Below are 25,821 nucleotides of genomic sequence, written 5' to 3' on the forward strand. Positions count from 1 at the left end.
GATCGCTATATAGTGGCCCGCAGGCACTGCACCACCCAACCAGCAGCCGGGCCCGGGAAGCCTTTTCCGGGCAGAGGCGACTCGCACAAGGCGCAGGCACAGCAAAGCAACAAATGCGCGCTGGCCATGAATCACCATGGCCATTGCGCCTGGCAACGAAGCATGAGGCGGGGGACCCATCCATGAATGTGTTGCAGCAGCCAGTCGAGCGAAAACCGGTGCCGCTGACCCTGCGGGTCACCTGGCCGTTCATCGTGATGGTGCTGCTGTTGGCCGCCTGCGCCACGGCCAGTCTGCAGGTCTTGTCCGGCGTGCGCGCCTTTGTGGCGGGCGAAAGCCTGTGGACCAAGGGCCAGAAGGACGCCATCTACCACCTGCACCAGTACGCGATCAATGGCTCGCCCCAGGCGTTTGGGGGATTCGTGCGTGCCATGGACATCCCCCTGGGCGACCGGGCGGCCCGGCTGGCCCTGCAGCCCGGCCAGGTGCAGACGGATGTGGCGCGCGAGGGTTTTCTGCGCGGCGGCAACCACCCGGACGACATCGACAGCCTGATCTGGCTGCTGCGCTACTTCGACCAGCTGGACCTGGTGAAAAAGCCCGTAAACCACTGGCTCATCGGCGATGAATACATGAACGCGCTGCGCGAGCTGTCGCACGACATCCACCAGCACAACACCGACGGCACGGCAGACGCCGCCATGCGGCAGCGGTGGCAGGACACCATCCACCAGATCAACGCCGGTGTCACTCCCGTCGCCCGCAACTTCAGCGAGGCCCTGGGCGAAAGCTCGCGCCAGATCGTGCTGCTGCTGATGTGGACCAACATGGGCATGGCAGCTGTGCTCATCGTGCTGACGCTGTGGCACACCCACGGCCTGCTGGAGCAGCGCCGCCGCGCCGAACGGGCCCTGGAGGCCGAACGCGAGCAGGCCCGCACCACCCTGACCGCGATTGGTGACGGCGTGGTGACCACCAACACCCAAGGCCAGGTGATCTACATGAACCCTGCCGCCGAGGCCCTGCTGGCCCGCCCCGCCACGGAGGCCACGGGCCAGCCGCTGGCGCAGCTGCTGGTGTTTGACGGCGAGGCGCCGCCCCTGTCGGCCGACACGCTGGTGCAGAACATCCTGCGCAGCAGCAGCGCAGCCCTGGGCAACGTGCACACCACCCTGGTGCGGCCGGACCAGACCATCGTGCCGGTCAAGCTGGTGGGCTCGCCCATCCGCCACCGGGGAGCGCTCACCGGGGCTGTGCTGGTGCTGCACGACGTGACGCGCGAGCAGCACTATGTGGAGCAGCTGTCCTGGCAGGCCAGCCACGATGCGCTGACGGGCCTCGTGAACCGGCGCGAGTTCGAGCACCGGCTCGAAGCCCTGCTGGCCCAACCCCGCCCCGTGGGGCGCGAGGGCTCGCTGCTGTATGTGGACATGGACCAGTTCAAGCTCATCAACGACACCTGCGGCCACCAGGCGGGCGACGAAATGCTGCGCGAGGTCTGCCGCATGCTGCAAAGCCACCTGCGCGAGGGCGACACACTGGCCCGCCTGGGCGGCGACGAGTTCGGCATCCTGCTCAAGGACTGCCCTGCCGGCCCCTCGGCGCGCATTGCCGAACAGTTGCGCCAGGCCGGGCAGGAGCTGCGGCTGAACTGGGGTGGCCAGCAGCTGCGCACGGGGCTGTCCATCGGCATGGTGCAGCTCATCCCCGCACTCACCTCCATCCAGGAGGCCATGCGCGTGGCCGACATGGCCTGCTACCGCGCCAAGGAAGGCGGGCGCAACCGCGTCTTCATCTACCAGACGGAAGACATCGAAATGAGCCGCCGCGAGGGCGAGATGGACTGGGTGCGGCGGCTGCGCCTGGCGCTGGAGCACAACCAGTTCCAGCTGTACGCCCAGGCGATTGCCCCCCTGCAGCCCGGCGGCGAAAGTGGCCTGCACATGGAGGTGCTGCTGCGCCTGCGCGACGACGATGGCCAGCTGATTGCGCCCGGCGCCTTCATCCCGGCGGCCGAGCACTACGGAATGATGACCTCCATCGACCGCTGGGTCATCCGCCACACGCTGGAGGCGCTGGCACAGCACCAGCCCCAGCCGGGCCAGCCGCCGGTGCACACCTGTGCCATCAACCTGTCAGGCACCAGCCTGGGGGACGACAGCCTGCTCAAGCTGATCCGCAGCGCGCTCGCCGAGTCGGGGGTGGACCCGCATACGCTGTGTTTCGAGATCACGGAAACCAGCGCCATCTCCCACCTGCCCAATGCCGTGCGGCTGATGAAGGAGCTGCAGCAGCTGGGCTGCCGCTTTGCGCTCGATGACTTTGGCGCAGGCATGTCGTCCTTCAACTACCTCAAGCACCTGCCGGTGGACTATCTCAAGATCGACGGCAGCTTTGTGAAGGACATGCTGCACGACCCCGCCAACCGGGCGATGGTGGAGATGATCCACCACATCGGCCACGTGATGGGCAAGCAGACGATTGCGGAGTTTGTCGAATCCCAGGCGATCGTGGAGGCCCTGCGGGAGATTGGCGTGGACTATGCGCAGGGCTATGCGCTGGCGCGGCCCATGCCGCTGCAGGAGTATCTTGCCCTGGGCAACGCCCCCAGGCCCGGACCTGCGCAGGGTGCCGGTCCGGTGCCGGGCCACGCGCAGCCGCGCGGCGCGCCCTTCCCCCAGCAGCGCCAAGCCTGATGCGCGCTTGATAGGCCCAGGCGCGTTCCACGCACCCAGCCCACTGCATCCGAGAAGTCGGCGCTCAGCGCGCTTTCTTGAATGCCTTGCCGTTGCCAGCGGGCTTGGTTTTTGCAGCAGAACCTGTCACACGCGGTGGCAGCCCGGTGTGCTGGGTCAGCATGCGCCCCGGCTGGGGGGCCGTGCCGCGAAAACGCACATCGCCCTTGGGTTCGTTCAGTTCCTGCGGGCGGGGCCGCAGGGCCACGGCCTTGCCGTCCTTGTTGATGGTGTAGCCGAGCCCGCCGCCGCCCGTGGACGCGGTGCTGTTCTTCTTGCGTGCGCTCTGGTAGCCGCCATCGGTCATCGGCTGGAAGGTCGGGATCAAATGCTGTTTGCCATTGCCGATCAAATCCGCACGGCCCATGGCCTTGAGGGCTTCGCGCAGCAGCGGCCAGTTGTTCGGGTCGTGGTAGCGCAGGAAGGCCTTGTGCAGCCGGCGGCGCTTTTCGCCGCGCACGATGTCCACCGACTCTTCGGCGGTGTCGCGCATCTGGCGGCGCACGCGGGTCAGGGTGTTGCGGCCCGAGTGGTACATGGCCGTGGCCGTGGCCATGGGGCTGGGGTAGAAGGTCTGCACCTGGTCGGCGCGAAAACCATTCTTCTTGAGCCAGATGGCGAGGTTCATCATGTCCTCGTCGCTGGTGCCCGGGTGCGCAGCGATGAAATACGGGATCAGGAACTGCTTCTTGCCCGCTTCTTCGCTGAACTTCTCGAACATCTGCTTGAACTTGTCATAGCTGCCGATGCCCGGCTTCATCATCTTGGTGAGCGGGCCCTGCTCGGTGTGCTCGGGCGCAATCTTGAGGTAGCCGCCCACGTGGTGCTGCACCAGCTCCTTCACGTACTCGGGCGACTTCACGGCCAGGTCGTAGCGCAGGCCCGATCCGATCAGGATCTTCTTGATGCCCTTCAAGGCGCGGCCACGGCGGTAGATCTTGATCAGCGGACCGTGGTCGGTCGTGAGGTTCTGGCAGATGCCGGGGTACACGCAGCTGGGCTTGCGGCAGGCGGCCTCGATCTCGGGCGAGCGGCAGCCCAGGCGGTACATGTTGGCCGTGGGGCCGCCCAGGTCGCTGATGGTGCCGGTGAAGCCCTTGACCTTGTCGCGGATGTCTTCGATCTCCTGAATGATCGAATCCTCGGACCGGCTCTGGATGATCCGGCCTTCGTGCTCGGTGATAGAGCAGAAGGTGCAGCCGCCAAAGCAGCCACGCATGATGTTGATCGAGAAGCGGATCATCTCCCACGCGGGGATCTTGGTGCCGTGGTCGTGGCTGCCGTTCTCGTCGGCGTAGCTGGGGTGTGGGCCACGGGCGTAGTGCAGATCGAACACATGGTCCATCTCGGCCGTGGTGAGCGGGATGGGCGGCGGGTTGATCCACACGTCGCGGGCGGTCACGCCCTCGCCGTGCGCCTGCACCAGCGCGCGCGCGTTGCCGGGGTTGGTCTCCAGGTGCAGCACGCGGTTGGCGTGGGCATACAGCACCGGGTCACTTTTCACCTGCTCGTAGCTGGGCAGGCGGATCACGCTCTTGTCGCGCGGCGGTACCTTGAGCTTGGCCTTGAGCGCCGGGTTGGCCACGAACAGCATGGGCTGGATCGCGGGGTTGGGCTCAGATTTTTCGGGGCTTTTTTGGCCGCCTCCGCCTGTCCCAGCTGCCTTTTCAGCTACAGAATCAGGAGCATCCTCCTTGCTGCAGGTGCTGCCCTGGGCGGCGGCCTGCTCGCTGGTGGTCATGTAGGGGTTGATGTGCGCTTCCACACGGCCGGGCTCGTCCACCGTGGTGGAGTCGATCTCGAACCAGCCCTTGCCGCTTTCATCGTCGGGCCGGCGCACAAAGGCCGTGCCGCGCACGTCGGTGATTTGCTCCACCGGCTCGCGCGCAGCAATGCGGTGGGCCACCTCGACCAGCGCACGCTCGGCGTTGCCATAAAGCAGCAGGTCGCACTTGCTGTCCACCACGATGGAGCGGCGCACCTTATCGCTCCAGTAGTCGTAGTGCGCGATGCGGCGCAGGCTGCCTTCGATGCCACCCAGGATGATTGGCACATCCTTGAACGCCTCGCGGCAGCGCTGGCTGTAGACGATGGCCGCGCGGTCGGGGCGCTTGCCGCCCACGTCGCCGGGGGTGTAGGCGTCGTCGCTGCGGATCTTCCGGTCGGCGGTGTACCGGTTGATCATCGAATCCATGTTGCCCGCCGTCACGCCCCAGAACAGGTTGGGCTTGCCCAGCGCCTTGAAGGGCTCGGCGCTTTGCCAGTCGGGCTGGGCAATGATGCCCACGCGGAAGCCCTGGGCCTCCAGCGTGCGGCCGATCACGGCCATGCCGAAGCTCGGGTGGTCCACATAGGCATCGCCTGTGACCAGGATGATGTCGCAGCTGTCCCAGCCCAGTTTCTCCATCTCCGCGCGGCTCATCGGCAGGAACGGGGCCGTGCCAAAGCGCTTGGCCCAGTACGGACGGTAGCTGGTCAAGGGCTTTGCGGCGCGCGCAAAAAAGGAGACGTCAACGGGGGCGTTCATGCAAAGGGGGTCGCGGCCGCCCCCGGTGCGATGGGGGCCTTCGTGGGGCGCGTCTGTGGTGGATAACCCGCAATTTTACGTTGGCGGACGGTTTTTGTCGCCTTTGCAGCACTTGCCCCTCACTGTTACAGGCTTGATGGCCATCAAGCATATACTTGCTTTTGTCAATTAATTAACTGACAAAGGCATTCATGAGCAATATCTCACCGCCCCCCTCGGCCTCCGCCTCCGTGCCCGCAAACGCCGTGAAAGCTGTGCGCCGCTTCAACCGCTTCTTCACCCGCCGCATTGGTGTGCTGGACCCGTACCTGGGCAGCGATCTTTCGCTCACCGACGTGCGCGTGCTCTATGAACTGGCCCACCGCGAGGCCCCCGTGGCCAGCGAACTGGCGCGGGAGCTGGGGCTGGACGGCGGCTACATGAGCCGCATCCTGCGCAGGTTCGAGCAGGCGGGGTGGATCAGCCGTAGCACCAGCGCGCAGGACGCGCGGCAAAGTGTGCTGGCCCTCACGGCGGCCGGGCGCGCAGTGTTCGAGCCGCTGCAGCAGCGCTCGCGCGACGAGGCCACCGCCCTGCTCGCCCCCCTGCCCCCTGCGCGCCAGCAAGAGGTGGTGAACGCCATGGAGCGCATCGAAACCCTGCTGGACCCGGCGTCAAGCGCAGCAACGCCCACCCGCATGGCCGTGCTGCGCGACCCCGTGCCCGGCGACATGGGCTGGGTGGTGCAGCAGCATGGCGAGATCTACTGGCGCGAGTACGGCTGGGACAGCCGCTTCGAGGCGCTGGTGGCCGACATTGCCGCGCAGTTCTTGCGCAAGTTCCAGCCCGACTGGGAAAAGGCCTGGATAGCGGAGCTGGACGGCGAGCGCGTGGGCGCGGTGTTTGTGGTGCGCAAATCCCCCACCACGGCGCAGTTGCGCATGCTGATCCTGGCCCCCAAGGCACGCGGGCTGGGCCTGGGCGCACGGCTGACCGACGAATGCCTTGCTTTTGCGCGCGCCAAGGGCTACAAGAAGATGGTGCTGTGGACCAACAGCTGCCTGACCGCCGCACGGGGCATCTATGCCCAGCGCGGCTTCCGCCTGACCAAGTCCGAGCCCTACGACGGCTTTGGCCAGCAGCTGGTGGGAGAAACCTGGGAGCTGAAGTTGTAGCTAAAGCAATGACGCGCAGGCACCGCACACCCCACCAGGCCGCCACCATGACTCCCAACCCCCGCCCCACCATCCGCCAGGTCACGCCCGAGGATGATTTGGAGCGCCTGACGGCGCTCATCCACGCCGCCTACGCCCCCCACGCCCGGCTGGGCCTGCGCTACTGGGGCACCCACCAGTCGGTGGAAGACACGGCCAAGCGGTTTGCATCGGGCACCGGCCTGGTGATGCTGGAGGCTGGCGAGTATGTGGGCACAGCCACCTTGCGGCCACCCCAGCCGGATTCCACCGTAGCGCTGTACCGCGACCCCACGGTCTGGTCGCTGTGCCAGTTCTGCATCAGCCCCCAGGCCAAGGGCCGGGGCTATGGTAAACAATTGCACGCCTATGCCACCGCGTTTGCCAAACAGACAGGGGCCCGCACCCTGGCGCTGGATACGGCCCAGCCTGCCGCAGCCTTGATCGCGATGTATGAATCCTGGGGCTACGAGGTGGTGGGCGAATGCGACTGGCGGCCACTGACCAACTACACCAGCGTGCTCATGGCACGCAGTCTGGTGGACCAGCCAGGCGACAGCGGCACGGGCGGCGGCTGACGAAGCAGGCAAACAGGCCCCAAGAAGCGGCAATGGCCCCCAGGAGGGCCATCGGTGGCAAAACCGGGACAGGGCCCAGCACCGCTTACCACTCGCCGACTTCCCGCACGCGCTGGGCCAGGTCGGGGAAGTCGTCTTCTTCCTGCACCGGTTCGTTCACCACAGGTGCCACCATGGGCTTGTTGGTGTCGGCCGGGGCAGACCGCGACATGAACCGGCCAAACACCTGGCTGGCAAAACGGGGAGGCACGGGGGCAGAGAACGGGGTGGCAAACATGGCAGTTCCTTTTTTTCGGGTGGGCCTGGTGCTTTCAAAAACGTAGCATCAGCGTAGGCCACCACAACAGCTGGGCAGTGTAGGAATGCACGCCGCGCTGGCGTGTGACAGAACGCACACCCGGGGCATCGGCGTCGATCCCACGGCGCCATGAGGACACCCAGCGTGACATTCGTCACACAACACACGCCGTACACTCGCTGCCCCATGCCCCAGACTCTGGCCGCACCCGCGCACAGCGAACTCATCATCAAGAAAAGCCGCTTCATCGGCTGCGTGCAACCCATGGCCGACCGCGCCAGCGCCCAGGCCGCCGTCGATGCCCTCTGGAAGCAACACCCCAGCGCCGCCCACATCTGCTGGGCGCTGCTGGCTGGCGGCCAGTCGGCGGCGGTGGACGACGGCGAGCCCGGCGGCACCGCTGGCCGCCCTATGCTGGATGTGCTGCGCCACCAGGACCTGGAAGGCGTGCTGGCCACGGTGGTGCGCTACTTTGGCGGGGTCAAGCTGGGTGCGGGCGGCCTGGTGCGCGCCTACACCGACAGCATTGCCCAGGCCCTGCTCACGGCCCCGAAGGTCACGCTGCAGCGCATGGCCACCTTGCAGTGCCTGGTGCCCTATGCGCTGGAAGGCTTTGTGCGGCGCGAGGTCGAATCGGCCGACGCTGAGCTGCTGGAGGTGCAGCATGGCACGCTGGTGCAGCTGCAGATCCGTCTGCCCGAGGCGCAGGCAAGCATTTTTGTGCAGCGCATCAACGATGGCGGCCAGGGCCGGGTGGGCTGGACGGACAACCCGGCCTGACCCCAACCTCCCTGCCGGAGATGTAACACCCCTCAAGCCCGCTGCCGGGATGCCGATAAACGGCCATTACCCCAAGGAATCGCCATGGACGTCGCCCTCGCCAACAGCATCGTCAGCACCGCCACCAACCTGGCCAGCGCCAAGACGTCGGATGCGCTGAACATGGTGGTGCTGAAAAAAGCGCTGGACATGCAAGCCGTATCGGCCGCCACCATGCTGGATGCCATGCAGCAGTCCATGCCCCAACCCCAGCTGGCCACCAGCGGCACGCTGGGCACCAACGTCAATACGTTCGCCTGAAGGGCGATTCACCCCGCCCGCGCGGCTCAGCGCAAACGCGCAGGCGACAGCCCTTCCACCCCCACGCCCTCGCGCACCAACTCTTCGGCCAGCGGCTCGCCCCGCAACAGCTGCCGCGCCAGCAAAGAGGCGCCCGCCGCGCTCTGAATCCCATACCCGCCCTGCCCGGCCAGCCAGAAGAAGCCGGGCACATGGTTGTCCCAGCCAATCACCATGTCGCCATCCGGCACAAACGAGCGCAGCCCAGCCCAGGTGTGCGACGGGCGGCGGATCTGGAAGCGGGTCATTTCCTCGATGTGATAAATCCCGGTGGCCACATCCAGCTCCTCGGGCACCACATCGTGCGGATGTGTGGGGTCGGCATTGGCCGGGGAGCCCAGCAGTTGCCCCGCATCGGGCTTGAAGTAAAAACTTTCGTCGATGCCGATCACCGCAGGCCAGTGGGTGGCGTCCATGCCCTCGGGCACCGGGAAGGTGAACGCCGTGCGGCGGCGGGGCTCCAGCCGGATCGGCGGCACGCCTGCCAGGCCCGCCACCACATCGGCCCAGGCGCCAGCAGCGTTGACGATGGTGGGGGCGGCAAACACCCGCCCGTCGGCCAGCGTCACCTGCCACACAGTGCCGTCGCGGCGCACGGCCGTGACCTCGGCGTGGGTCAGCACCTGGCCGCCGCGCTGGCGCAGGCCACGCAGGTAGCCCTGGTGCAGGGCGTTCACGTCAATATCGGCCGCCTCGGGCTCGCTCATGCCTGCGGCCACCGCTTCGGGTTTGAGGCAGGGCAGCATTGCCAGCAGTTCGGCCCGCTCCACCCACTGCACATTGGGCGAGGTGGCGTGCGCCTCGTCGTAGGTTTGCTTGAGTAAGTCCAGCTGATCCGGCCCGGCCACATAGACCACGCCCCGGGGCGAGAGGATGGGGTCGGCGCCAAACTCGGGCGGCGGCGCATCGTAGAACGCTCGGCTGGCCCGGGTGAGCGCCTGGATGTTGGGCGTGCCATAGGTCGCCATATACAGCGCAGCCGAGCGGCCGGTGGTGTGATAACCCGGCTGCGATTCACGCTCCAGCAGCAGCACGCTGGCGCCCTGCCCGGCGGCACCGGGCTGCACCAGTTGCCAGGCCACGGAGGCCCCGGCAATGCCCGCGCCAATCACGATGGTGTCTACGGTTTGCATGGTCGGCGACTCCTTTTCAAACGGCTGACACCTGCGCGGCCGATGCCGCACGGTCATCGCGCGGCAGGGTGCGGGCGTCGCGGGGGTCCGGCGCCACAGTCACGATGGAGGTCAGCGCAGGCTCGGCGCGCGTCTGCACCAGCTTGGCAATGTCGGGCCGGGGCCGTGCCAGCCCTGCAATGCCCTTGAACGCCTGCTCCAGCGCATGCCCTACGCCCAGCGTGTGCCGGTCGGCACGGAAGCGGCCCACGATCTGCAGGCCAAACGGCATGCCAGCGTCGTCCAGCCCGCAGGGCAGGCTGAGTGCCGGGTGGGTGGTGAGCGTGGTCACATAGGTCAGTGCCAGCCAGCGGTAGTAGTTGGCCTGCGGCTCGCCGTTGATGTGGCTGGCGAACAGTTCGGTCCAGGCAAAGGGCGACACGGGCGTGGTGGGTGCGAGGATGACGTCGTAGTCCTCGTACAACTTCTGGAACCGCGCCAGGATGCGCGTCTGCTCGGCCTGCGCCCAAGCGCTGTCCAGCAGCGTCATGGCGGCGCCCATTTCGTAGTTGGCGCGGGTGTTGGGGCCCAGGCTGGCGGGGTCGCGCTCATAGGCCTCGCGCGTGCTGGCCACAAAGGCCTCGGCGCGCAGCACGTCAAAGCAGCGGTGCACATCGCCCAAGTCGATGTCGATGGCGTCGCAACGGGCAAACAGGTGCTTCATGGCCTGCACCTTGTTGCGGAACACGGCGCGGATGCCGTTGTCCACAGCACAGGCGCCAAAGTCTTCGGTGGTGGCCACGCGCAGGCGGCTCAGGTCCACGGTTTCAGGCAGCAAGAAACTCATCGGGTCCAGCGGGTAGCTCAGCGGGTCGCCGGGCGACATGCCCGCCGATGCGGCCAGTTGCAGGCAGGCCTCTTCCACCGTGCGGCCCATGGGGCCCACCACCGAAATCGGCGTCCAGCCCAGCAGCTTGCGCGAGCTGGGCACCACGCCGGGCGAGGGCCGAAAGCCCACCACGCCACAAATGGACGCCGGAATGCGCAGCGACCCGCCCGTGTCCGAGCCCGTGCACACCGGCAGCATGTCGCACGCCAGCGCAGCGGCCGAGCCGCCCGACGAGCCCCCGGCGTTCAGGTTGGGGTTGAACGGATTGCCCGTGGCACCCCACACGGTGTTGCGCGAATTGGCGCCCGCGCCCATCTCGGGGATGTTGGTCTTGCCCGCGACGATGGCGCCCGCAGCGCGCAGGCGCGCCACCAGCACGTTGTCCTCGGCCGGGATGTGCTCGCGGTAGATCTGCGAGCCATAGGTGGTCAGCAGGCCCGCCGTGGCCTCCAGGTCCTTCACGCCCATGGGCAGGCCATGCAGCAGGCCCAGTGGCTCGCCGCGCAGCACCGCCTGCTCGGCCGCCTTGGCCTCGGTGCGGGCGCGGTCGTAGCAGGTGGCGGTGACGGCATTCACATGCGGGTTCACGGCCTCGATGCGTTCAATGCAGGCGTCGAGCAGCTCCACCGGCGAAATCTCGCGTGTGCCAATGCGGTGGCGCAGTTCGTTGGCCATCAGCTCAACCAGGGCTTGGGGGGTTGTGGTGGTCATCTCGGGCTTGTCTCCTTGTTCTGGTCCCACGGGTTCAGTCTGCAGTGATGGCGGCACGCTGTGCAATAGCGCGCATCAGCGGCAACTCCTTGTCAATCAGCTCGGCCAACACCTTGGACGAAGCATAGGACGGCTCGAACCCCACGGCGATCATCTTGTCACGCGTTTCGGGGTCTGACACCACCTGGGCCAGCGCCAGCTCCAGCCGCGCCTTCACGGCCGGCGGCAGCCCACGCGGCGCCACCATGGCCAGCCAGGTGTCCATCTCCAGGCCCGGGTAGCCGCTCTCGGCCAGCGTGGGCACCTTGGGCAGCAGAGCCGAGCGTTTTCCGGATGTCACCGCAATGGCCTTGATCTTGCCGTCCTTGAGCTGCGGCAGCGCGGCCGACACGGTATCGACAGTGAACGGAATCTGCCCGCCGAGCAGGTCGGTCATGGCGGGCGCACTGCCCTTGTAGGGCACATGCTGAATCTTCAGACCCGCCGCGTGGAAGAACATCTCGCCCGCAAACTGCGAGGTGGTGCCTGTGCCGAACGAGCCATACGAATACTTGTCGGGAGCCGCCTTCACCAGGGCCACAAACTGCTTCAGGTCGTTGGCAGGCACATCCTTGTTAGCCAGCAGGATCAAGCCCGTGCGGCCGGTGATGCCAATGGGATCAAAGCTCTTGACCGGGTCGTAAGGCAGCTTGGCGCGCACTGCCGGGTTGACGGTGAAGGTGGTGCCCGAACTCATCAGCAGCGTGTAGCCATCGGGTGCCGCCCGCGCCACCGACGTTGCACCAATCACCGTGCCCGCCCCTGCGCGATTGTCGATCACCACGCTCTGGCCCAGCTTGTCGCCCAGCTTTTTGCCAATGAGGCGGCCCAGCACGTCGGTGGCGCCACCGGGCGGGAACGGAATCACCAGCGTGATCGGCTTAGAGGGGAAGGCGGCCTCCTGCGCCATGGCCGGGGCCCATGCAACGGCCCCCAGGGCGGCACAGACGGCGGCAGACAAAAGCAGTTGCTTGCGGTTCATGGCGTGGCTCCAGACAAAAGTGAAAAGAAAAAAGAGAGAAGAAAGTGCTCAGCAATCAGGCCTGCGCAGCCAGCACGGCCCGCCCGCGCTGCACAAAGCCCTGGTACTGCGCATCGGGCACCAGCAGGCCGCCCGTGGTCCACACCAGGTGGGTGGCCTGGTGCAACACGGCGTCGATACCCGTGCTGCGCAGCCAGGCCTGCCCGGCGGTGGTGCCGGTCAACATGGCCGGGCCGCTGAAGCCAGCGGCGGCCGAAGGCTCGATGCGCTCGCCCAGGGCATCCAGCACCCGCACCAGATGCGCAAACAGGGTGTCGTCGGCCACGGTGAACACGCCCGACAGCAGCGGCCGCATCAGCTCGGCCGCCAGCAGGGATGCTCGCGGCACGGCCAGGCCGTCGGCCTCGGTGCGGTTGGTCAGGCCCCAGTCATAGACCGAGGGGTGCTGCCCCACACCTTGCGTTGCATCGGCCATCATTTGCACCATGAAGCAAGGCGACTGCACCGGCTCCGCAAAAAAGCAGTGCACATGCGGCCCCAGCACCTGCCGCAGGCCAAAGGTGATGCCCGCAGGCGCGCCGCCCACACCACACGGCAGGTAGACGATGAGCGGGTGCTCGGCATCCACCGCCACGCCCTGCTCGGCCAGCTGCTTTTGCAGATGCAGCGCCGCCGCGCTGTAGCCCAGCAGCAGCGAGAACGATTGCTCGTCGTCCACAAAGTGGCACAGCGGGTTGCTGGCCGCCTCGGCACGGCCTGCGGCCACGGCACGCTCGTAGTCGCCCGTGTGTTCCACCACCAACACACCACGCTGGCGCAGGCGGTCTTTCTTCCATTCCTTGGCATCGGCCGACATGTGCACCGTGGCCTGGAAGCCCAGGGCCGACGCCACCACGCCAATGCTCATGCCCAGATTGCCCGTGGAGCCCACCGCCACCTGGTAGCGGCCCAACACCTCGCGCGCCTGCGGCGTCGCCAGCGCACGGTAGTCACCGCCGGGCTGCACCAGCCCATGCTGCAGCGCCAGCCCCTCGGCAAACTCCAGCACCTCGTGCATTCCGCCCCGGGCCTTGATGGAGCCTGCCACGGGCAGGCTGTGGTCGGCCTTGATGAACAGGCGGCCTTGCCCCTCGGCCATGCCCAGCGCGGGCTGCAGCGCCGTAGCGGGCAGCAGGGGCGACTCCACCACGCCACCTGTTGCGGCCAGCTCGGGGAACACATCCGCCAGCAGTCCGGCAAAACGTGCCAAGCGCTCAGTCGCCGCTTTCGTATCATCCAGACTAATGGTTCTCCCTAGTGCTGACGGCGCTGCGGCAGGCCTCGCCTGCCGGGCCGGGTTGCTCCACAAGGCAGGCTGGGCGTTTCGCAGGCGTGCGGCCAGCAGGGCATCCACAGTGGTTGAAGGTTCGGCAAGTGTCATGGCGCATTCATCTCGGTATGTCTTGCCCACATTCTTCGCCCGTCACGCGCCTGTCACAAGCCATTTATATTGAGCAAAGCATTAGTATTAATAATGAACATTCGCCTCTCCCCTTCCTTGCTCGCCTGGCTTCGCAGTTTTGATGCAGCCGCCCGCCACGGCAGCTTCACCAAAGCGGCGGCCGAGCTGTGCATCACCCAGGGCGCCGTGAGCCAGCAGGTCAAGCAGCTCGAAGACTGGTTGCGCCGCCCGCTGTTTTTGCGCACCCCGCGCGCCCTGGTGCCCACGCCCGAGGGCAAATGGCTGGCGGTGGTGCTGCGCGAGAGTTTTGACGCCATCGAAAGCACCCTGGCCCAGATGCGCCAGCCGGCCGAGGCCGCCACCGCCACGCTGAGCTGCTCGCCCTCGTTCGCCATGAGCTGGCTCACCCCCCGGCTGGGCGACTTCTTTCGCCAGCACCCGCACACCGGGCTGCGCGTGTTTGGCGAGTTCCACACCCTGGACCGCACCCGCATGGTGCGCGACGGCGTGGAGGCCGCCGTGCGCTTTGACCTGGGCGGCTACCGCGACCTGAACGCCACCGTGTTCCTGGACGAATGGCTCATCCCCGTGGCCAGCCCCGAGTTCCTGGCCCGGCTCCCACCCATCACCACGCCCGAGGATCTGCACGGCGACTGGCTGCTGCACGACGGCAGCGCCTGGGATGGCGCCGACACCTATGAGGAATGGCAACACTGGTTTGCGCAAAGGGGCGCCACGCCCCCACCCTGGGCGGGCGGCCAGCAATTCAACCTGTCGCAACTCGCCCTGGGCGCCGCGCTCGCAGGCCAGGGCATCGCCATGGGCCGTGCCGCGCTGGTGCTGCAGGATGTGAAGGCTGGGCGCCTGGTGCCGCTGCTAGGGCGCAGCGTGCCGTCGCGGGCTGCGTATTCGTTTGTGACCACCACGCACCCCAGCCCGGCGATGGAGCTGGTACGGGAGTGGTTGGGGGAAGAGGCGCGGCGGTTTTGCGAGGAGCGGGCGCAGGTTCTTCCGCCCGTGGCTTAGCGGCGCGGAGCAGGTGCTCCATCGATCTGCCAGACATCTCCACAGACATTCGCACAGAACCATGAAAGTGCGTCTCAAAATAGCCCTTAACGCCCGTCCACCAAGCGCAAGCAGCTATCTTTTTTGACAATCCCGTTGCATTGATTTGCAGGCGAGCCCGTCAGCGCAAACCACCCAGCCTGTGCTGCTGCCCTACACCTGCCCCCGCAGCCAATCGATCAAGGCGCGCAGCGCCGGGCTGACCTGGTGGCGGCCCGGGTAGTACAGCGCAAAGCCGGGCTCGGCCGGGCACCAGTCGGCCAGGGCCTGGACCAGATGGCCAGCGCGCAGGTGGGGCTGGGCCATGGCCTCGTACACATAGGCCCAGCCTGCGCCCCCCAGCGCGGCGCGCAGGGCCAGGCGCTGGTCGTCCACGGTGAGCGGGCCTTCCACGGCCAGGTCGAACGCCTGGGCTCCTTCGCCCGGCGGTACAAACTGCCAGCGGTACAACGCTCCGCTGGGGAAGCGCTGGCGCACGCAGGGCCGCTGCAGCAGGTCGTGTGGGGTCTCGGGCACGCCCTGGGCGGTGGCCAAAGCGGGGGCCGCCACCACGGCAAACCGCTGTGGCGGCCCGATGGGCACGGCCACCATGTCCTGCGGCAGGGCCTCCGGGAAGCGGATACCCGCATCAAACCCCTCGCGCACGATGTCCACCAATCCGTCCTGGGTGCACACCTCCAGCGCCACGCCGGGGTGGGCCTTCAAGAAGCCGCCCAGCAACGGGCCCAGCAGCAGGTCGGCGGCGCTGCGAGGCACGTTGAGCCGCAGGTGCCCGCGCACCTCCTGGCCCCACTGGGCCGCCTCGGCCAGCGCGCCGTCGAGCCCCAGCATCACGGGCGCGAGCTGGGCCCGCAGCTGGGTGCCCGCCTGGGTCATGGCCACGCTGCGCGTACTGCGCTGCAGCAGGGGCACGCCCAGCCGATCTTCCAATGTGCGCACCGCCTGGCTTATCGACGATGGCGACAGGTTCAGCGCCCGGGCCGCACGCCGAAAGCTGCGCCACTCGGCCACGGCCATGAAGGCGCGCAGGTGCTGGAGGTCTGGGGGTGCAGGCATGGGGCGGATTGTTCCACAGGCACGGGTTAGCCAGGGCCCCCATGGCGGGGTCATTGTGCGGCTTCACCGGACAGTGCATGCACCTCCAAGACACTTGTGGAGGGATTTTCATAGGAAGAACATCGGCGTCTTTGCTGGAAGCCCTTGTCACTATCCGAAGGAACCATATGGCCGAACCAAACAATACCCCTAGCAACACGCCCCCACAGCCACGCCCGCTCGGGCAGCGCCAGGTCCACCCGCTGGGGCTGGGCTGCATGGGCATGAGCGAGTTCTACGGGCAGACCGACGATGCGCAATCACTGGCCACACTGCACATGGCGCATGGCCTGGGCGTGAACCATTTCGACACGGCTGACGCCTATGGGTTTGGCCACAACGAATCCCTGCTAGGCCGCTTTCTGCGCGAACTCTCCCCCAGCCAGCGCGCGCAGGTCACGGTGGCCACCAAGTTCGGCATCGTGCGCGAGCCCGGCCGCTATGAGCGGCGCATCGACAACTCGCCCACCTACATCCGCCAGGCCTGCGATGCTTCGCTTCAGCGCCTAGGCGTGGAGCGCATCGACCTGTACTACTGCCACCGCCGCGATCCCGCCGTGCCGCTCGAAGACCTGATGGGTGCCCTGGGGGACCTGGTGCGCGCGGGCAAGATTGCGGCCGTGGGCCTGTCGGAAGTTAATGCAGAGACCCTGCGCACCGCCCACGCACTGCACCCGGTGGCGGCCGTGCAAAGCGAATATTCGCTGTGGGAGCGTGGCGCCGAGCAGGCGGTGCTGCCCACGGCCCAGGCGCTCGGGATTGCCTTTGTGGCCTACAGCCCGCTCGGCCGGGCCTTCCTGACCGACCAGCCGCCCGTGGTAGATGCGCTGGCCCCCGACGACTTCCGGCGGGCGCTGCCACGCTTCAACGGCGCCGAAGGCCAGGCCAACCGCAGCCTGCAGCAGGGCCTCGCGCAACTGGCACAGTCCGCAGGCCTGCCTGTGACCACGCTGGCGCTGGCCTGGATGCTCCACCGCCATCCGCATGTGCTGCCCATCCCCGGCACCCGGCGCAGCCAGCACCTGCAGCAGAACTTGGCAGCGACCCAAGCCACACTGCCTGCCGGGGTGATGGATGCGCTCGACGTGTTGTTCGCCCCTGGCCAGGTGGCGGGTGCCCGCTACACAGAGGCGGGCTGGGTAGGGATTGAGGGCTCTTAGCGCCACCCAAGGCGCCAGGCTTCGAACTCGCTGGGGCGCAACCGATACCGGGCCATGTTGCCTTCATGCAAGCTCATCAGCTCGGTCTCGGCCACTTCCACAAAGTGATGGCGATCAACTGCAGGCACATGCAGTTGTGCTTGCTGCGCCACGAAGGCAATGGCGCGCTCTTTGCCCAGTGCGGCACGCACCACCTCGGCCACGGTGTCAAAAATCTGCTCGCGGTACCGTAAGCGAAACGGATCTGGCTCCCCCAACGATTGGCGCACCGCCGAGTAGCGTGCGCAAGATCGCTTGTAGGCCCAGGCAAAAACATCGCGCAGCAGTTCCACCCGGTTGAGTTCATACACACCAAGCATGGCGCTGATGTATACCGTCGGCGGCACGTCCACGAACGACAGCGGACACAGGTTGTGCTGAATGAAGGGAATGTTGGCGGCCAGGCGGGAGACCCGCTTGTTCACATCTTCAAAAGGCTGCAGATAGGGCAAATGCACCATCGCAAAAAACGCCTGCTCCAAGGGGTCTTGAATGGCGGCGGCAGTGTCCAGCACCTGGGCAAAACACTCGGCAATCAACTGCGGCCCCTCCAGCGGCAAGAACACTGCCTGCCCGATGCCCACCGCCACAGTGCGCAGGCGGCCACTGGCGGCCGGGTCGGGCAGCAGGTTGTCTGACAGCAGCGCGTGCAGATTGAGCAGGGTGTAGCGGTTAAAGCCGATGTCGGGCGCAGAGGCAATCAGAAACTCGATCGCAGCCTTGTGGTTGAGGATCATCTGGGCATCCAGCGCCCCCTTGCCTTCGGCGGCCTCGCCCATGGACAAGAGGCGCTCGGTTTCGAGCAGCGAGTAGGTGTTGCCCTCCAACCGGCTGGAGTTCCACGACAGGTCGATCAGTAACCGGTGCGCGATGCTGCGTGCGTAGGTGCCGGCCGGTTCGTTGTGCGCCGCCACCTGGCCTTGCGCTCGCAGCTCCTCACGCAAAGGCCCGGGCAAATAGTACGTGGTGTTGGGTCGATAGCTGTCGAGAAACCGGCGCTGATACCCCACAGGGGTGCGGTGCTGCACGGGCTGCCGCACCGCGTCTTCAATGCTCCTGGCCTCTTGCGAAAGAGGCAAAGAGACTTCTATGTGCCCTGTGGAAGTGACTCCAGCCAGGGCTGCTGCACCCTCGATGGCCCGCATTGGCAGCAGGTACCGCGTGGCACGCGCCCGGCCTTCTTTGCGCAAACGCCCCTGCTCTACCAGGTCGTTGAGCCAGCGCTGTACGGTGCGCCGCGTGGGGGCATCGGGCAGTTGGGATTCGATGTGCTGGATGTCAGCACCCGCCGCAACTTGCGCCACGGCCGCCAGAACCGCGTCGTAGGCATCGTGGGGAATGGGTTTGGCCATAATGTCGCAATACAATTTTGCGACATTAAAACATCGTTTGGCGTCGCAATAACGTTTTTGCGACATTAAAAACAAGATCGCGACATCAAACCACGGCAACCCTATCCTTGAGCGCCCCCACTGCTTCTGCGCACAATCCGGTGCCACCACGCACTCCGCCCGGCCCACCGCACCATGAGCCTCTCCACCGTCCTCAAGATCGCCATCGCGCTGCTGATCGCTTTTTTTGCCATCGAGAAGCTGCGGGTGCACCGGGCCGACCAGCGGCTGCGCAGTCCGGTGAGCACCGCCCAGCAGCCGTTGGCCGAAAGCCCCGTGCAGACGGCCACGCGCGACGCGCCGTTTGTGCGGCAGGGGTATGAGATCAAGCCACTGGCGAACTTTGCCGTGCGGGCGCGGGTACTGTCTCGGGAGGACTATGTACTGGGCCGGGAGGCCGACCTGTCGCGCACCGACCTGGCGCTGGGCTGGCAACGCATGGCCGACCCGGCGGTGTATGGGCCGCTCAACATTTCCCAGGGCGGGCGCTGGTACCGCTACTCCTGGCGCGACCAGCCGCCCATCCCGCTGCAGGAGATCATCGAGTCGTCCGCCAACATGCACATGATTGCGGCCGACGCCACGGTGGAGCGCGCACTGGCGAAGGTCCGCAAGGGGCAGTTTGTGCGCATCACCGGCAAGCTGGTGGAGGTGAGCCACGCAAGCGGCTGGCGCTGGACCAGTTCGCTCACCCGCAGCGATTCGGGCGCGCGCGCCTGCGAGCTGGTGTGGGTGGAGTCGCTGCAGGTGGAGGACTGATGGGGCGGGTGGCGCTGGGACACAACCGCACCGCTTCGAAATCAGTAGCTATCAGCCCATGACCATAGCGCGCAAACCGGGTTTTTTGTTGAAATCCCCAGCACACCGTACGGTCAGCGCGCCGCCCTCTCGGCCCAGCCCGGATACTGCGGCTGCAGGGTTTGCCAAACCGGCAAACCACCGGATTCCCCTGAACCCCAGCAAAGGACGCCCATGGCCAAGATCCTGGAAGTGAAGTACGAGCACCAGGCCGATGCCCGCGTGTGCGAGGTGGCCCACAAGAGCCAGGCCGACCTGTGCTGGCACGAAGTGCACTACCCCGCACAGGCCAGCGGCGACGCGATCTGGTTCATGGTGGCCTATGCGAACCAGGCCACCTTCAAGGTCTTGCGCGTCAAGCACGCCAGCCTCGCGGACCTCAAGATCTTCAAGGTGGCCACGCCCGAGGAGGCGGGCTGGAACACCAAGGACCACTTGCTGATCGGCAGGCTGGGCAAGTAACCGGGCCAGCAACCAACCTCGGCGGCCAGGTCAGCTCAGCTCACTCCCCACGCACTTCTGCACCTGCTCGCCCAGGCCGGTGGCCCCCAGGCGCATCACATCGCCGGGCTTCAGGAACCAGGGCGCAGGCTTCTGACCCAGACCCACGCCAGCGGGGGTGCCGGTCAGGATCACATCGCCCGGCTCCAGCGTCATGAACTCGCTGATGTATGACACCACCGTGGGCACATCAAAAATGAAGTTGCGGGTGCTGCCGTTCTGCACGCGGCGGCCGTTCACCTCCAGCCACAGGTCGATGGCATGCGGGTCGCCCACCTCGTCGGCCGTCACCAGCCAGGGGCCGATGGGCGCAAAGGTGTCGTGGCTCTTGCCCTTGTCCCACTGGCCGCCGCGCTCCATCTGCCAGGCGCGCTCGGACACATCGTTGGCCAGCACATAGCCCGCCACATGCTCCAGCGCCTGCGCCTTGGCCACATTGCGCGCGCGGGTGCCGATGACGATGCCCAGCTCCACCTCCCAGTCGGTCTTGACCGCACCGGCAGGGATGCGCACATCGTCGTGGGGGCCGCTCAGCGCCGTCACGGCTTTCATGAAAAGCACGGGCTCGGCGGGCGGCTGCAGGCCGGCCTCGCGCGCATGGTCGGCGTAGTTCAGCCCCACACACACGATTTTGCCCACGCCGCCCACCGGGCTGCCCAAGCGCGGCGAGCCATAGACGGGCGGCAGGCGGCTGGCGTCGATAGCGGCCAGGGCAGACAGGGTGCGCGGGTTGAGCTGGGCCGGGCCGATGTCGGGCAGCAACATCGACAGGTCGCGCAGCGTACCGGAGGCGTCCAGCAGGCCGGGGCGCTCGGCGCCGGGCTGGCCGTAGCGGATGAGTTTCATGGCGGGGAGTCCTTGTGGGTCGGTAGAGGGACAACGGCAGCGGCAGAGACCAAAAAGCGGCCCGCTGCGCCCATCACGCAGCATAGCGGCCCGTGGGCCCGTGCGCGGCCGCAAATCGCAGCGCCCGCCTTGCCACAACACGACGCCTGCAGCGGCCCCTCCACCCGCGGGCGGCGCTCGGCACGCGTAACATCGCACACGGGCTGCCAAACGCATGGCTGCCGCATCCATTACTCCTGACTTGATAGCTGATACCGCAATACAGATGCGCGGTAACGGCCATTTTTAGCCCTATTCGCCATGGCCACCGCTGCCAACCCGACCTCCCTGCCCACCGAGTCCCCTGCCCGGCCCCAGCCGCGCAACCCGGCCGACCTGTTCTGGTCCTTCACCTGGCTGGCCCTGCAAGGCTTTGGCGGCGTGCTGGCCGTAGTGCAGCGCGAGCTGGTCGAGAAAAAACGCTGGATGACCAACGAAGAGTTCGTCGAAGACTGGGCCGTGGCGCAGATCATGCCGGGCCCCAACGTGGTCAACCTCAGCATCATGATCGGCGACCGTTACTTTGGCCTGCGTGGCGCATTCGCGGCGCTGGCGGGCATGCTGACCTTCCCGTTGATCCTGGTGCTGGCCCTGGCCGTGGTCTATGCCCAATTTGCCAGCCACCCGGCCGTGGCCGGTGCGCTGCGGGGCATGGGCGCCGTGGCAGCCGGGCTGATTGCGGGCGTGGGCATCAAGCTCTTCGCCTCCATCAAGAACCACCCGCTGGGCCGCGCCCTGTGTGTGGCCTTCACGGCGCTGACCATCGTGGCCATGGTGGTGCTGCGCTGGCCACTCTGGTGGATCCTGCCGGTGATCGGCGGCGCGGCCTGCCTGCTGACCTGGAGGAAGCTCGCGCCATGACCAGCACCGCCCTCGTGCTCAGCCCGATGGACTGGCTGAACCTCTTTCTGTACTACATGTCGCTGTCGTTGCTGGCCGTGGGCGGCGCCATTGCCACCGCGCCCGACATGCACCGCTTCCTGGTCGAGCGCCAGGCCTGGCTCACCGACCCGCAGTTCAACGCCTCCATCGCCATCGCCCAGGCCGCCCCCGGCCCCAACGTGCTGTTCATCGCCCTGCTGGGCTGGAACGTGGGCATCAACGCGGGCGGCCCCGGCATGGCGGGCTGGCTGCTGGGCGCCCTGGGCATGGCGGTGTGCATGCTGGGCGTGATGCTGCCCAGCAGCCTGCTCACCTGGCTGGCCACCCGCTGGGGCCACCGCAACCGCGAACGCCGGGGCGTGCGCGCCTTCAAGCAGGGCATGGCCCCGGTGGTCATCGGCCTGCTGCTGGCCACCTCGTGGGTGCTGGCCCGCGCCCACGGCGGCCCCGCCGAGGCCTGGCCCCTGTGGTTGCTGAGCGGCGCCACCGTGCTGCTGGTGTGGCGCACCAAGCTGCACCTGCTGTGGATGCTGGGCGCGGGGGCGGTGCTGGGGGCTTTGGGCTGGGTGTAGCCGACAAAAAACCCCCACGCCAGGTCAGCTGATCCGGCGCCCGTGCTCCGCGTACACCGCCAGGTAAATGGCGTCCGAACCGATGTACGGCGCCTTGTTGCCAAAGCCCACGTTGAAATCGCCAAACGACAGTGCGCGGATGCTGGCCAGACCTGCGCGCAGGCGCTCGCGGGTGGGTTCCTTGCCTGCGTTTTTCAGGCCCTCAATCATGATCTGGGCATTGAGCCAGCCTTCGAGCGCGCTGCCGCTGTTGAGGTAGGCAGCGTCGCCGCCGGTGGCCTTCATGGTGCTCTGGAACTTGCGCACCACCACCGACTTTTGCGAGTTGGCATCGGGGAACACCTGCACCAGCGCCAGGCCGCGTGTGGACGCAGCCAGCTTGGGCAACTCGGACGAGATCACCGTGACCGACAGGCCCGCCAGCGGCACGCCCTGGGCCTTGGCGCGGAAGGCCTGCACAAAGGCCGTGTTGGCCGTGCCCGTGGTGGCCAGCAGCACAGCGCCGGGGCGCTCGGCAGCCACCTTGTCAGCCAGCTCGGCGCCGTTCTTGCCGTCCACGGCCAGCGCGAACTCGCCACCGCGTTCGACCTTGATTTCATCAAGCGCCGCAGACATGTCCTTGAGCACTTCCTTGCCGAAGGGGTTGTCCAGATACACCACGGCAATGCGCTTGAGGCCCATGTCCACGATCTGCTTGACCAGGCGCTGGGTTTCTTCGCGGTAGGTGGGGCGCAGGAAGAACACATGCTTGTTGCCAGGCACGCGCAGCGAGGTGGCGCCCGTGACGGGCCCCACGGTGGGGATGCCCTTGGACTCGACGAGCGGCAGGATGGAGGCGGTGTTGGCCGTACCCAGGGGCGAGATGAGCGCAAACATCGACTGCGCCTCGATCATTTCGGTCACGTTCTTGAGCGTGCGCGCGGCCACGTAGCCGTCGTCCTTGGCATCCACTCGGATCTCGCGGCCATGCACGCCGCCTGCGGCATTCACTTCGGCAAACGCTGCCTTCATGCCTGCCAGCTGCTCGATGCCGGCCTGACCCAGCGGGCCGGTGAGCGCGATGGAGCAGCCCAGGGTGATGGAGCGGGCGGTCAGCGCTTCTTCAGCGGCCAGGGCGTGGTGGGCCCAGGTGGGCAGACCGGTGGCAGCGACAGCCTGGGTGGCGCGCAGCAGAAATTGACGACGGCTCATGGTGTGCAGGGCGGATAAAACAAAGGTGGCGCAGGCTACCGGCCGCTGCGCCACCGGGCTGTCCGCTGCGCGACAAAAGGCGCCACACGGGGATGAAACCGGGGGTTTTCACCGAGCAGGCTGGGCAAGCCCGGGCCCGCAGCGGGGCCCTTGTATCCTCTGCTGAGCTACTCAGCAGCCTAGCAGTTGCGGCAACAAGCTGGCAGCCGTGCCGCGCAGCAACGCGTGTGCGGCGCCGTCCAACTCGCTGGGGGCGGGGTTCAGCACCACCACCTGGGCGCCCGCTGCCCGCGCCTGGTGTGCCAGGCCTGCTGCGGGGTAGACCGCGCCGGCCGTGCCCACCACCAGCATCAGCTCACACTGCGCAGCGGCGTTCTGCGCCGCTTCGAGCGTGGCCCGAGGCAACGCCTCGCCAAACCACACCACCCCAGGGCGCACCAGGTTGCCACAGCGGTCGCAGTGGGGTGGGCGCCCGGCCACGGCATGGTCGAGGTGGCAGCACGGGCGGGGGGTGTCGAGCCAGCGGTTGCTAACGATGTCGCCGTGCAGGCACAACACACCGGGGCTGCCTGCGCGCTGGTGCAAGCCGTCCACGTTCTGGGTGATGAGGGTGAGCCTGCCCGGGTGCTGCTGCGCAAAACGGGCCAGCGCATGGTGCCCGGCGTTGGGTACGACATCGGCGAGCAGGTCGCGCCGGTACTGGTACCAGTCCCACACGCGCTGGGGATGGGCGCGGAAGCCCGCCTCGGTGGCCATGTCTTCGGGGCGGAACTGCGCCCAGTAGCCGGTCTGCGCGTCGCGGAAGGTGGGCACGCCCGATTCGGCGCTCACGCCTGCGCCGGTGAGCACGGCGATGTGTCGCGCCTGCTGGACCCAGGCGCGGACAGTTTGCAGAATCTGTGCGTCCAAGAGCTGGGCCTCAACTTCTTCTTGCTGCGCGTCATTCAACCAGCAGCGCACGAAACTGGCGCGTGCCCAGACCAGTGCCCCCGCGCAAGGGCCGCCCCGCCGCGCTGGGGGCGTCCCCTCGGGGGGAAGGCGCGAAGCGACTCAGGGGGGTCAAGATCTCTGGCGCAGGGCCTCGTACAGGCACACGCCACTGGCCACCGACACGTTCAGGCTTTCCACGGCACCCTTCATGGGGATGCTGACCAGCTCGTCGCAGGTCTTGCGTGTGAGCTGGCGCATGCCGTCGCCCTCGGCGCCCAGCACCAGGGCCACGGGGCCTTTCAGGTCTACCTGGTAGATGGTCTTGGGCGCATCGTCGCTGGTGCCGATGCACCAGATGTTGCGCTCCTTGAGTTCGTTCAGGGTGCGCGCGAGGTTGGTGACCATGAAGTACGGCATGGTCTCGGCTGCGCCGCTGGCCACCTTGGCCACGGTGGCGTTGATGCCCACGGCGTGGTCCTTGGGGGCGATGACGGCATGCGCGCCCGCGCCATCGGCCACACGCAGGCAGGCGCCCAGGTTGTGGGGGTCGGTCACGCCGTCGAGCACCAGCAGCAGGGGCTGTTCGATGCCCGCGGCTTCCAGGTCTTCCAGCAGCTCATCCAGTGAGGTGGCAATCTTCACGGGCTCCACCCGCGCGGCCACGCCCTGGTGGCCGTGGCTGCCGGCCAGCTTGGCAATGCGCACGCTGTCGGCTTCGATGAGGCGGGCACCGGCCTCGCGGGCGCGGTCGAGAAACTGGCGCATGCGGGCGTCGCGCCGCGTGGCTTCGTAATAAATCTCGATGATGGACTTTGGCGCGGTCTTCAGACGCACGCCCACGGCGTGAAAGCCGAAGAGAACTTTGGGGCTGGACATGCAGGGATTATCCGCTGGCCGCAAGGCCACCCATCACCGCACTATGGATTTAATAGCTATCAAGGCAATACCATCGCGCGGTAGCGGCCAAAAAAGCTCAAATTTTTCGTCTCAGACGACGCGCCCCGCGTCGATGGTGATGCGATGCTCGCACTGCGCAGCGATGGCCCGGTCGTGGGTGACGAGCACCAGCGTGGTGCCCTGCTCGCGGTTCAGCTCGAACATGAGCCGCATGATGGTCTCGCCCGTCGCAAAGTCCAGGCTGCCCGTGGGCTCGTCGGCCAGCAGCACGGCGGGCTGCACCACAAAGGCCCGCGCCAGCGCCACGCGCTGCTGCTCGCCGCCCGACAGCACCTTGGGGTAGTGCGACAGGCGCTGGCCCAGGCCCACGCGGGCCAGCATCTCGGTGGCAGCCTTGCGCGCGTTTTTGCGGATCTCGGGGCGGTTGGACAGCTCCAGCGGCAGCATCACGTTCTCCAGCGCGGTGAGGTTGCCCATGAGCTGGAAGCTCTGGAACACAAAACCCACCTTCTGCGCGCGCAGGGCAGCGCGGGCATCTTCATCCAGCGCAAACAGGTCGTGGCCGTCCAGCCGCACCGTGCCGCGCGTGGGGGTGTCGAGCCCCGCGATGATGGAGAGCAAGGTGCTTTTGCCCGAGCCCGAGGCCCCCACGATGGCGGCGGTTTCCCTGGCGGCCAGGCGGAAATCGATATCCCGCAGAATGTCGAGGGTGCCGGTGGAATCGGTCACCGACTTGAAGACATGCTCCACGGCGATGATGGGGGTTGCAGACGATGCCTGCGGCAGTGGGGAGGATTCGGACATGAAAGGAT

General features: G+C 67.1%; 24 protein-coding genes. 11 read left to right on the plus strand and 13 right to left on the minus strand.

All coding sequences use genetic code 11. The features are described 5' to 3' along the window. The first annotated feature begins 182 nt into the window (after positions 1-182). On the plus strand, positions 183-2,696 hold the full coding sequence (locus tag ACSQ3O_RS13995; protein ID WP_436139325.1) for an EAL domain-containing protein: 2,514 nt from the start codon (positions 183-185) through the stop codon (positions 2,694-2,696). A 64-nt stretch (positions 2,697-2,760) separates the two neighbouring features. Here the strand turns inward: ACSQ3O_RS13995 and ACSQ3O_RS14000 are convergent, their stop codons facing one another. Next, positions 2,761-5,262: a YgiQ family radical SAM protein gene (locus tag ACSQ3O_RS14000; RefSeq protein WP_436139326.1), complete on the minus strand. Its 2,502-nt coding sequence runs from the start codon at positions 5,260-5,262 to the stop codon at positions 2,761-2,763. 191 nt (positions 5,263-5,453) lie between these two features. On the opposite strand from ACSQ3O_RS14000, the gene ACSQ3O_RS14005 reads away from it, so the two are divergent. Together ACSQ3O_RS14005 and ACSQ3O_RS14010 are read left to right on the plus strand one after the other, a co-directional pair. Continuing rightward, positions 5,454-6,416, plus strand: coding sequence for a bifunctional helix-turn-helix transcriptional regulator/GNAT family N-acetyltransferase (locus tag ACSQ3O_RS14005; RefSeq protein WP_436139327.1), 963 nt, complete (start codon positions 5,454-5,456; stop codon positions 6,414-6,416). A 47-nt stretch (positions 6,417-6,463) separates the two neighbouring features. Beyond that, entirely contained in the window at positions 6,464-7,012 is a 549-nt protein-coding gene (locus ACSQ3O_RS14010) for a GNAT family N-acetyltransferase (protein WP_137745570.1), read from the plus strand. Between the two features lie 85 nt (positions 7,013-7,097). Here the strand turns inward: ACSQ3O_RS14010 and ACSQ3O_RS14015 are convergent, their stop codons facing one another. Further along, a complete protein-coding gene (locus tag ACSQ3O_RS14015; RefSeq protein ID WP_436139328.1) occupies positions 7,098-7,289 on the minus strand; it encodes a hypothetical protein in 192 nt (63 codons plus the stop codon). 207 nt (positions 7,290-7,496) lie between these two features. Here ACSQ3O_RS14015 and ACSQ3O_RS14020 point away from each other — a divergent pair, with 207 nt between their 5' ends. Together ACSQ3O_RS14020 and ACSQ3O_RS14025 are read left to right on the plus strand one after the other, a co-directional pair. Continuing rightward, a complete protein-coding gene (locus ACSQ3O_RS14020; RefSeq protein ID WP_436139329.1) occupies positions 7,497-8,090 on the plus strand; it encodes an IMPACT family protein in 594 nt (197 codons plus the stop codon). 84 nt (positions 8,091-8,174) lie between these two features. Next, positions 8,175-8,390: a YjfB family protein gene (locus tag ACSQ3O_RS14025; RefSeq protein ID WP_094286290.1), complete on the plus strand. Its 216-nt coding sequence runs from the start codon at positions 8,175-8,177 to the stop codon at positions 8,388-8,390. Between the two features lie 26 nt (positions 8,391-8,416). On the opposite strand, the gene ACSQ3O_RS14030 is transcribed toward ACSQ3O_RS14025, so the two are convergent. From ACSQ3O_RS14030 to ACSQ3O_RS14045, 4 genes are read right to left on the minus strand one after another with little or no spacing between them, the layout of a single operon-like run. Then, positions 8,417-9,562 (minus strand): NAD(P)/FAD-dependent oxidoreductase, encoded by a 1,146-nt coding sequence (locus ACSQ3O_RS14030; protein ID WP_436139330.1) that lies wholly within the window; start codon positions 9,560-9,562, stop codon positions 8,417-8,419. Positions 9,563-9,578: 16 nt separating this feature from the next. Continuing rightward, positions 9,579-11,141 carry an amidase gene (locus tag ACSQ3O_RS14035; protein ID WP_436139331.1) on the minus strand — a complete coding sequence of 521 codons (1,563 nt, stop codon included), beginning with the start codon at positions 11,139-11,141 and terminating at the stop codon, positions 9,579-9,581. A 34-nt stretch (positions 11,142-11,175) separates the two neighbouring features. Beyond that, a complete protein-coding gene (locus tag ACSQ3O_RS14040; RefSeq protein WP_436139332.1) occupies positions 11,176-12,162 on the minus strand; it encodes a Bug family tripartite tricarboxylate transporter substrate binding protein in 987 nt (328 codons plus the stop codon). 55 nt (positions 12,163-12,217) lie between these two features. Then, entirely contained in the window at positions 12,218-13,582 is a 1,365-nt protein-coding gene (locus tag ACSQ3O_RS14045; RefSeq protein ID WP_436139333.1) for a D-serine ammonia-lyase, read from the minus strand. Between the two features lie 93 nt (positions 13,583-13,675). On the opposite strand from ACSQ3O_RS14045, the gene ACSQ3O_RS14050 reads away from it, so the two are divergent. Further along, positions 13,676-14,629 carry a LysR substrate-binding domain-containing protein gene (locus tag ACSQ3O_RS14050; protein WP_436139334.1) on the plus strand — a complete coding sequence of 318 codons (954 nt, stop codon included), beginning with the start codon at positions 13,676-13,678 and terminating at the stop codon, positions 14,627-14,629. Between the two features lie 192 nt (positions 14,630-14,821). Here the strand turns inward: ACSQ3O_RS14050 and ACSQ3O_RS14055 are convergent, their stop codons facing one another. Continuing rightward, positions 14,822-15,724: a LysR family transcriptional regulator gene (locus ACSQ3O_RS14055; protein ID WP_436139335.1), complete on the minus strand. Its 903-nt coding sequence runs from the start codon at positions 15,722-15,724 to the stop codon at positions 14,822-14,824. Between the two features lie 167 nt (positions 15,725-15,891). Here ACSQ3O_RS14055 and ACSQ3O_RS14060 point away from each other — a divergent pair, with 167 nt between their 5' ends. Further along, on the plus strand, positions 15,892-16,923 hold the full coding sequence (locus ACSQ3O_RS14060) for an aldo/keto reductase (RefSeq protein WP_436139336.1): 1,032 nt from the start codon (positions 15,892-15,894) through the stop codon (positions 16,921-16,923). Here ACSQ3O_RS14060 and ACSQ3O_RS14065 read toward each other — a convergent pair. Next, complete coding sequence (locus ACSQ3O_RS14065) at positions 16,920-18,314, minus strand: Fic family protein (RefSeq protein ID WP_436139337.1); 1,395 nt, start codon at positions 18,312-18,314, stop codon at positions 16,920-16,922. The genes ACSQ3O_RS14060 and ACSQ3O_RS14065 overlap by 4 nt on opposite strands. A 174-nt stretch (positions 18,315-18,488) precedes the next feature. Here ACSQ3O_RS14065 and ACSQ3O_RS14070 point away from each other — a divergent pair, with 174 nt between their 5' ends. Together ACSQ3O_RS14070 and ACSQ3O_RS14075 are read left to right on the plus strand one after the other, a co-directional pair. Continuing rightward, positions 18,489-19,112 carry a hypothetical protein gene (locus ACSQ3O_RS14070; RefSeq protein WP_436139338.1) on the plus strand — a complete coding sequence of 208 codons (624 nt, stop codon included), beginning with the start codon at positions 18,489-18,491 and terminating at the stop codon, positions 19,110-19,112. A 213-nt stretch (positions 19,113-19,325) separates the two neighbouring features. After that, positions 19,326-19,613, plus strand: a complete 288-nt coding sequence (locus tag ACSQ3O_RS14075; protein WP_436139339.1) for a DUF6150 family protein — start codon at positions 19,326-19,328, stop codon at positions 19,611-19,613. 30 nt (positions 19,614-19,643) lie between these two features. Here the strand turns inward: ACSQ3O_RS14075 and ACSQ3O_RS14080 are convergent, their stop codons facing one another. Then, positions 19,644-20,498: a fumarylacetoacetate hydrolase family protein gene (locus tag ACSQ3O_RS14080; RefSeq protein WP_436139340.1), complete on the minus strand. Its 855-nt coding sequence runs from the start codon at positions 20,496-20,498 to the stop codon at positions 19,644-19,646. A gap of 300 nt (positions 20,499-20,798) precedes the next feature. Between ACSQ3O_RS14080 and ACSQ3O_RS14085 the strand changes: the two genes are divergently transcribed. Both ACSQ3O_RS14085 and ACSQ3O_RS14090 read left to right on the plus strand, forming a co-directional pair. Further along, positions 20,799-21,398, plus strand: a complete 600-nt coding sequence (locus tag ACSQ3O_RS14085; protein WP_436139341.1) for a chromate transporter — start codon at positions 20,799-20,801, stop codon at positions 21,396-21,398. Continuing rightward, positions 21,395-21,991, plus strand: a complete 597-nt coding sequence (locus ACSQ3O_RS14090; protein ID WP_298450515.1) for a chromate transporter — start codon at positions 21,395-21,397, stop codon at positions 21,989-21,991. The genes ACSQ3O_RS14085 and ACSQ3O_RS14090 overlap by 4 nt, the downstream gene beginning before the upstream one ends. Positions 21,992-22,015: 24 nt before the next feature. Here the strand turns inward: ACSQ3O_RS14090 and ACSQ3O_RS14095 are convergent, their stop codons facing one another. From ACSQ3O_RS14095 to ACSQ3O_RS14110, 4 genes are all read right to left on the minus strand, one after another. Continuing rightward, entirely contained in the window at positions 22,016-23,182 is a 1,167-nt protein-coding gene (locus tag ACSQ3O_RS14095; RefSeq protein WP_137745585.1) for an ABC transporter substrate-binding protein, read from the minus strand. Between the two features lie 171 nt (positions 23,183-23,353). Continuing rightward, on the minus strand, positions 23,354-24,091 hold the full coding sequence (locus ACSQ3O_RS14100) for an SIR2 family NAD-dependent protein deacylase (RefSeq protein ID WP_436139342.1): 738 nt from the start codon (positions 24,089-24,091) through the stop codon (positions 23,354-23,356). Between the two features lie 150 nt (positions 24,092-24,241). Beyond that, positions 24,242-24,988 carry a 23S rRNA (guanosine(2251)-2'-O)-methyltransferase RlmB gene (rlmB, locus tag ACSQ3O_RS14105; RefSeq protein WP_137745586.1) on the minus strand — a complete coding sequence of 249 codons (747 nt, stop codon included), beginning with the start codon at positions 24,986-24,988 and terminating at the stop codon, positions 24,242-24,244. A 111-nt stretch (positions 24,989-25,099) separates the two neighbouring features. Continuing rightward, positions 25,100-25,813, minus strand: a complete 714-nt coding sequence (locus ACSQ3O_RS14110; RefSeq protein WP_137745587.1) for an ABC transporter ATP-binding protein — start codon at positions 25,811-25,813, stop codon at positions 25,100-25,102. Positions 25,814-25,821 lie beyond the last annotated feature (8 nt).

This window comes from Acidovorax sp. LjRoot74 (assembly GCF_964254355.1).
Classification (GTDB): Bacteria; Pseudomonadota; Gammaproteobacteria; order Burkholderiales; family Burkholderiaceae_C; genus Acidovorax.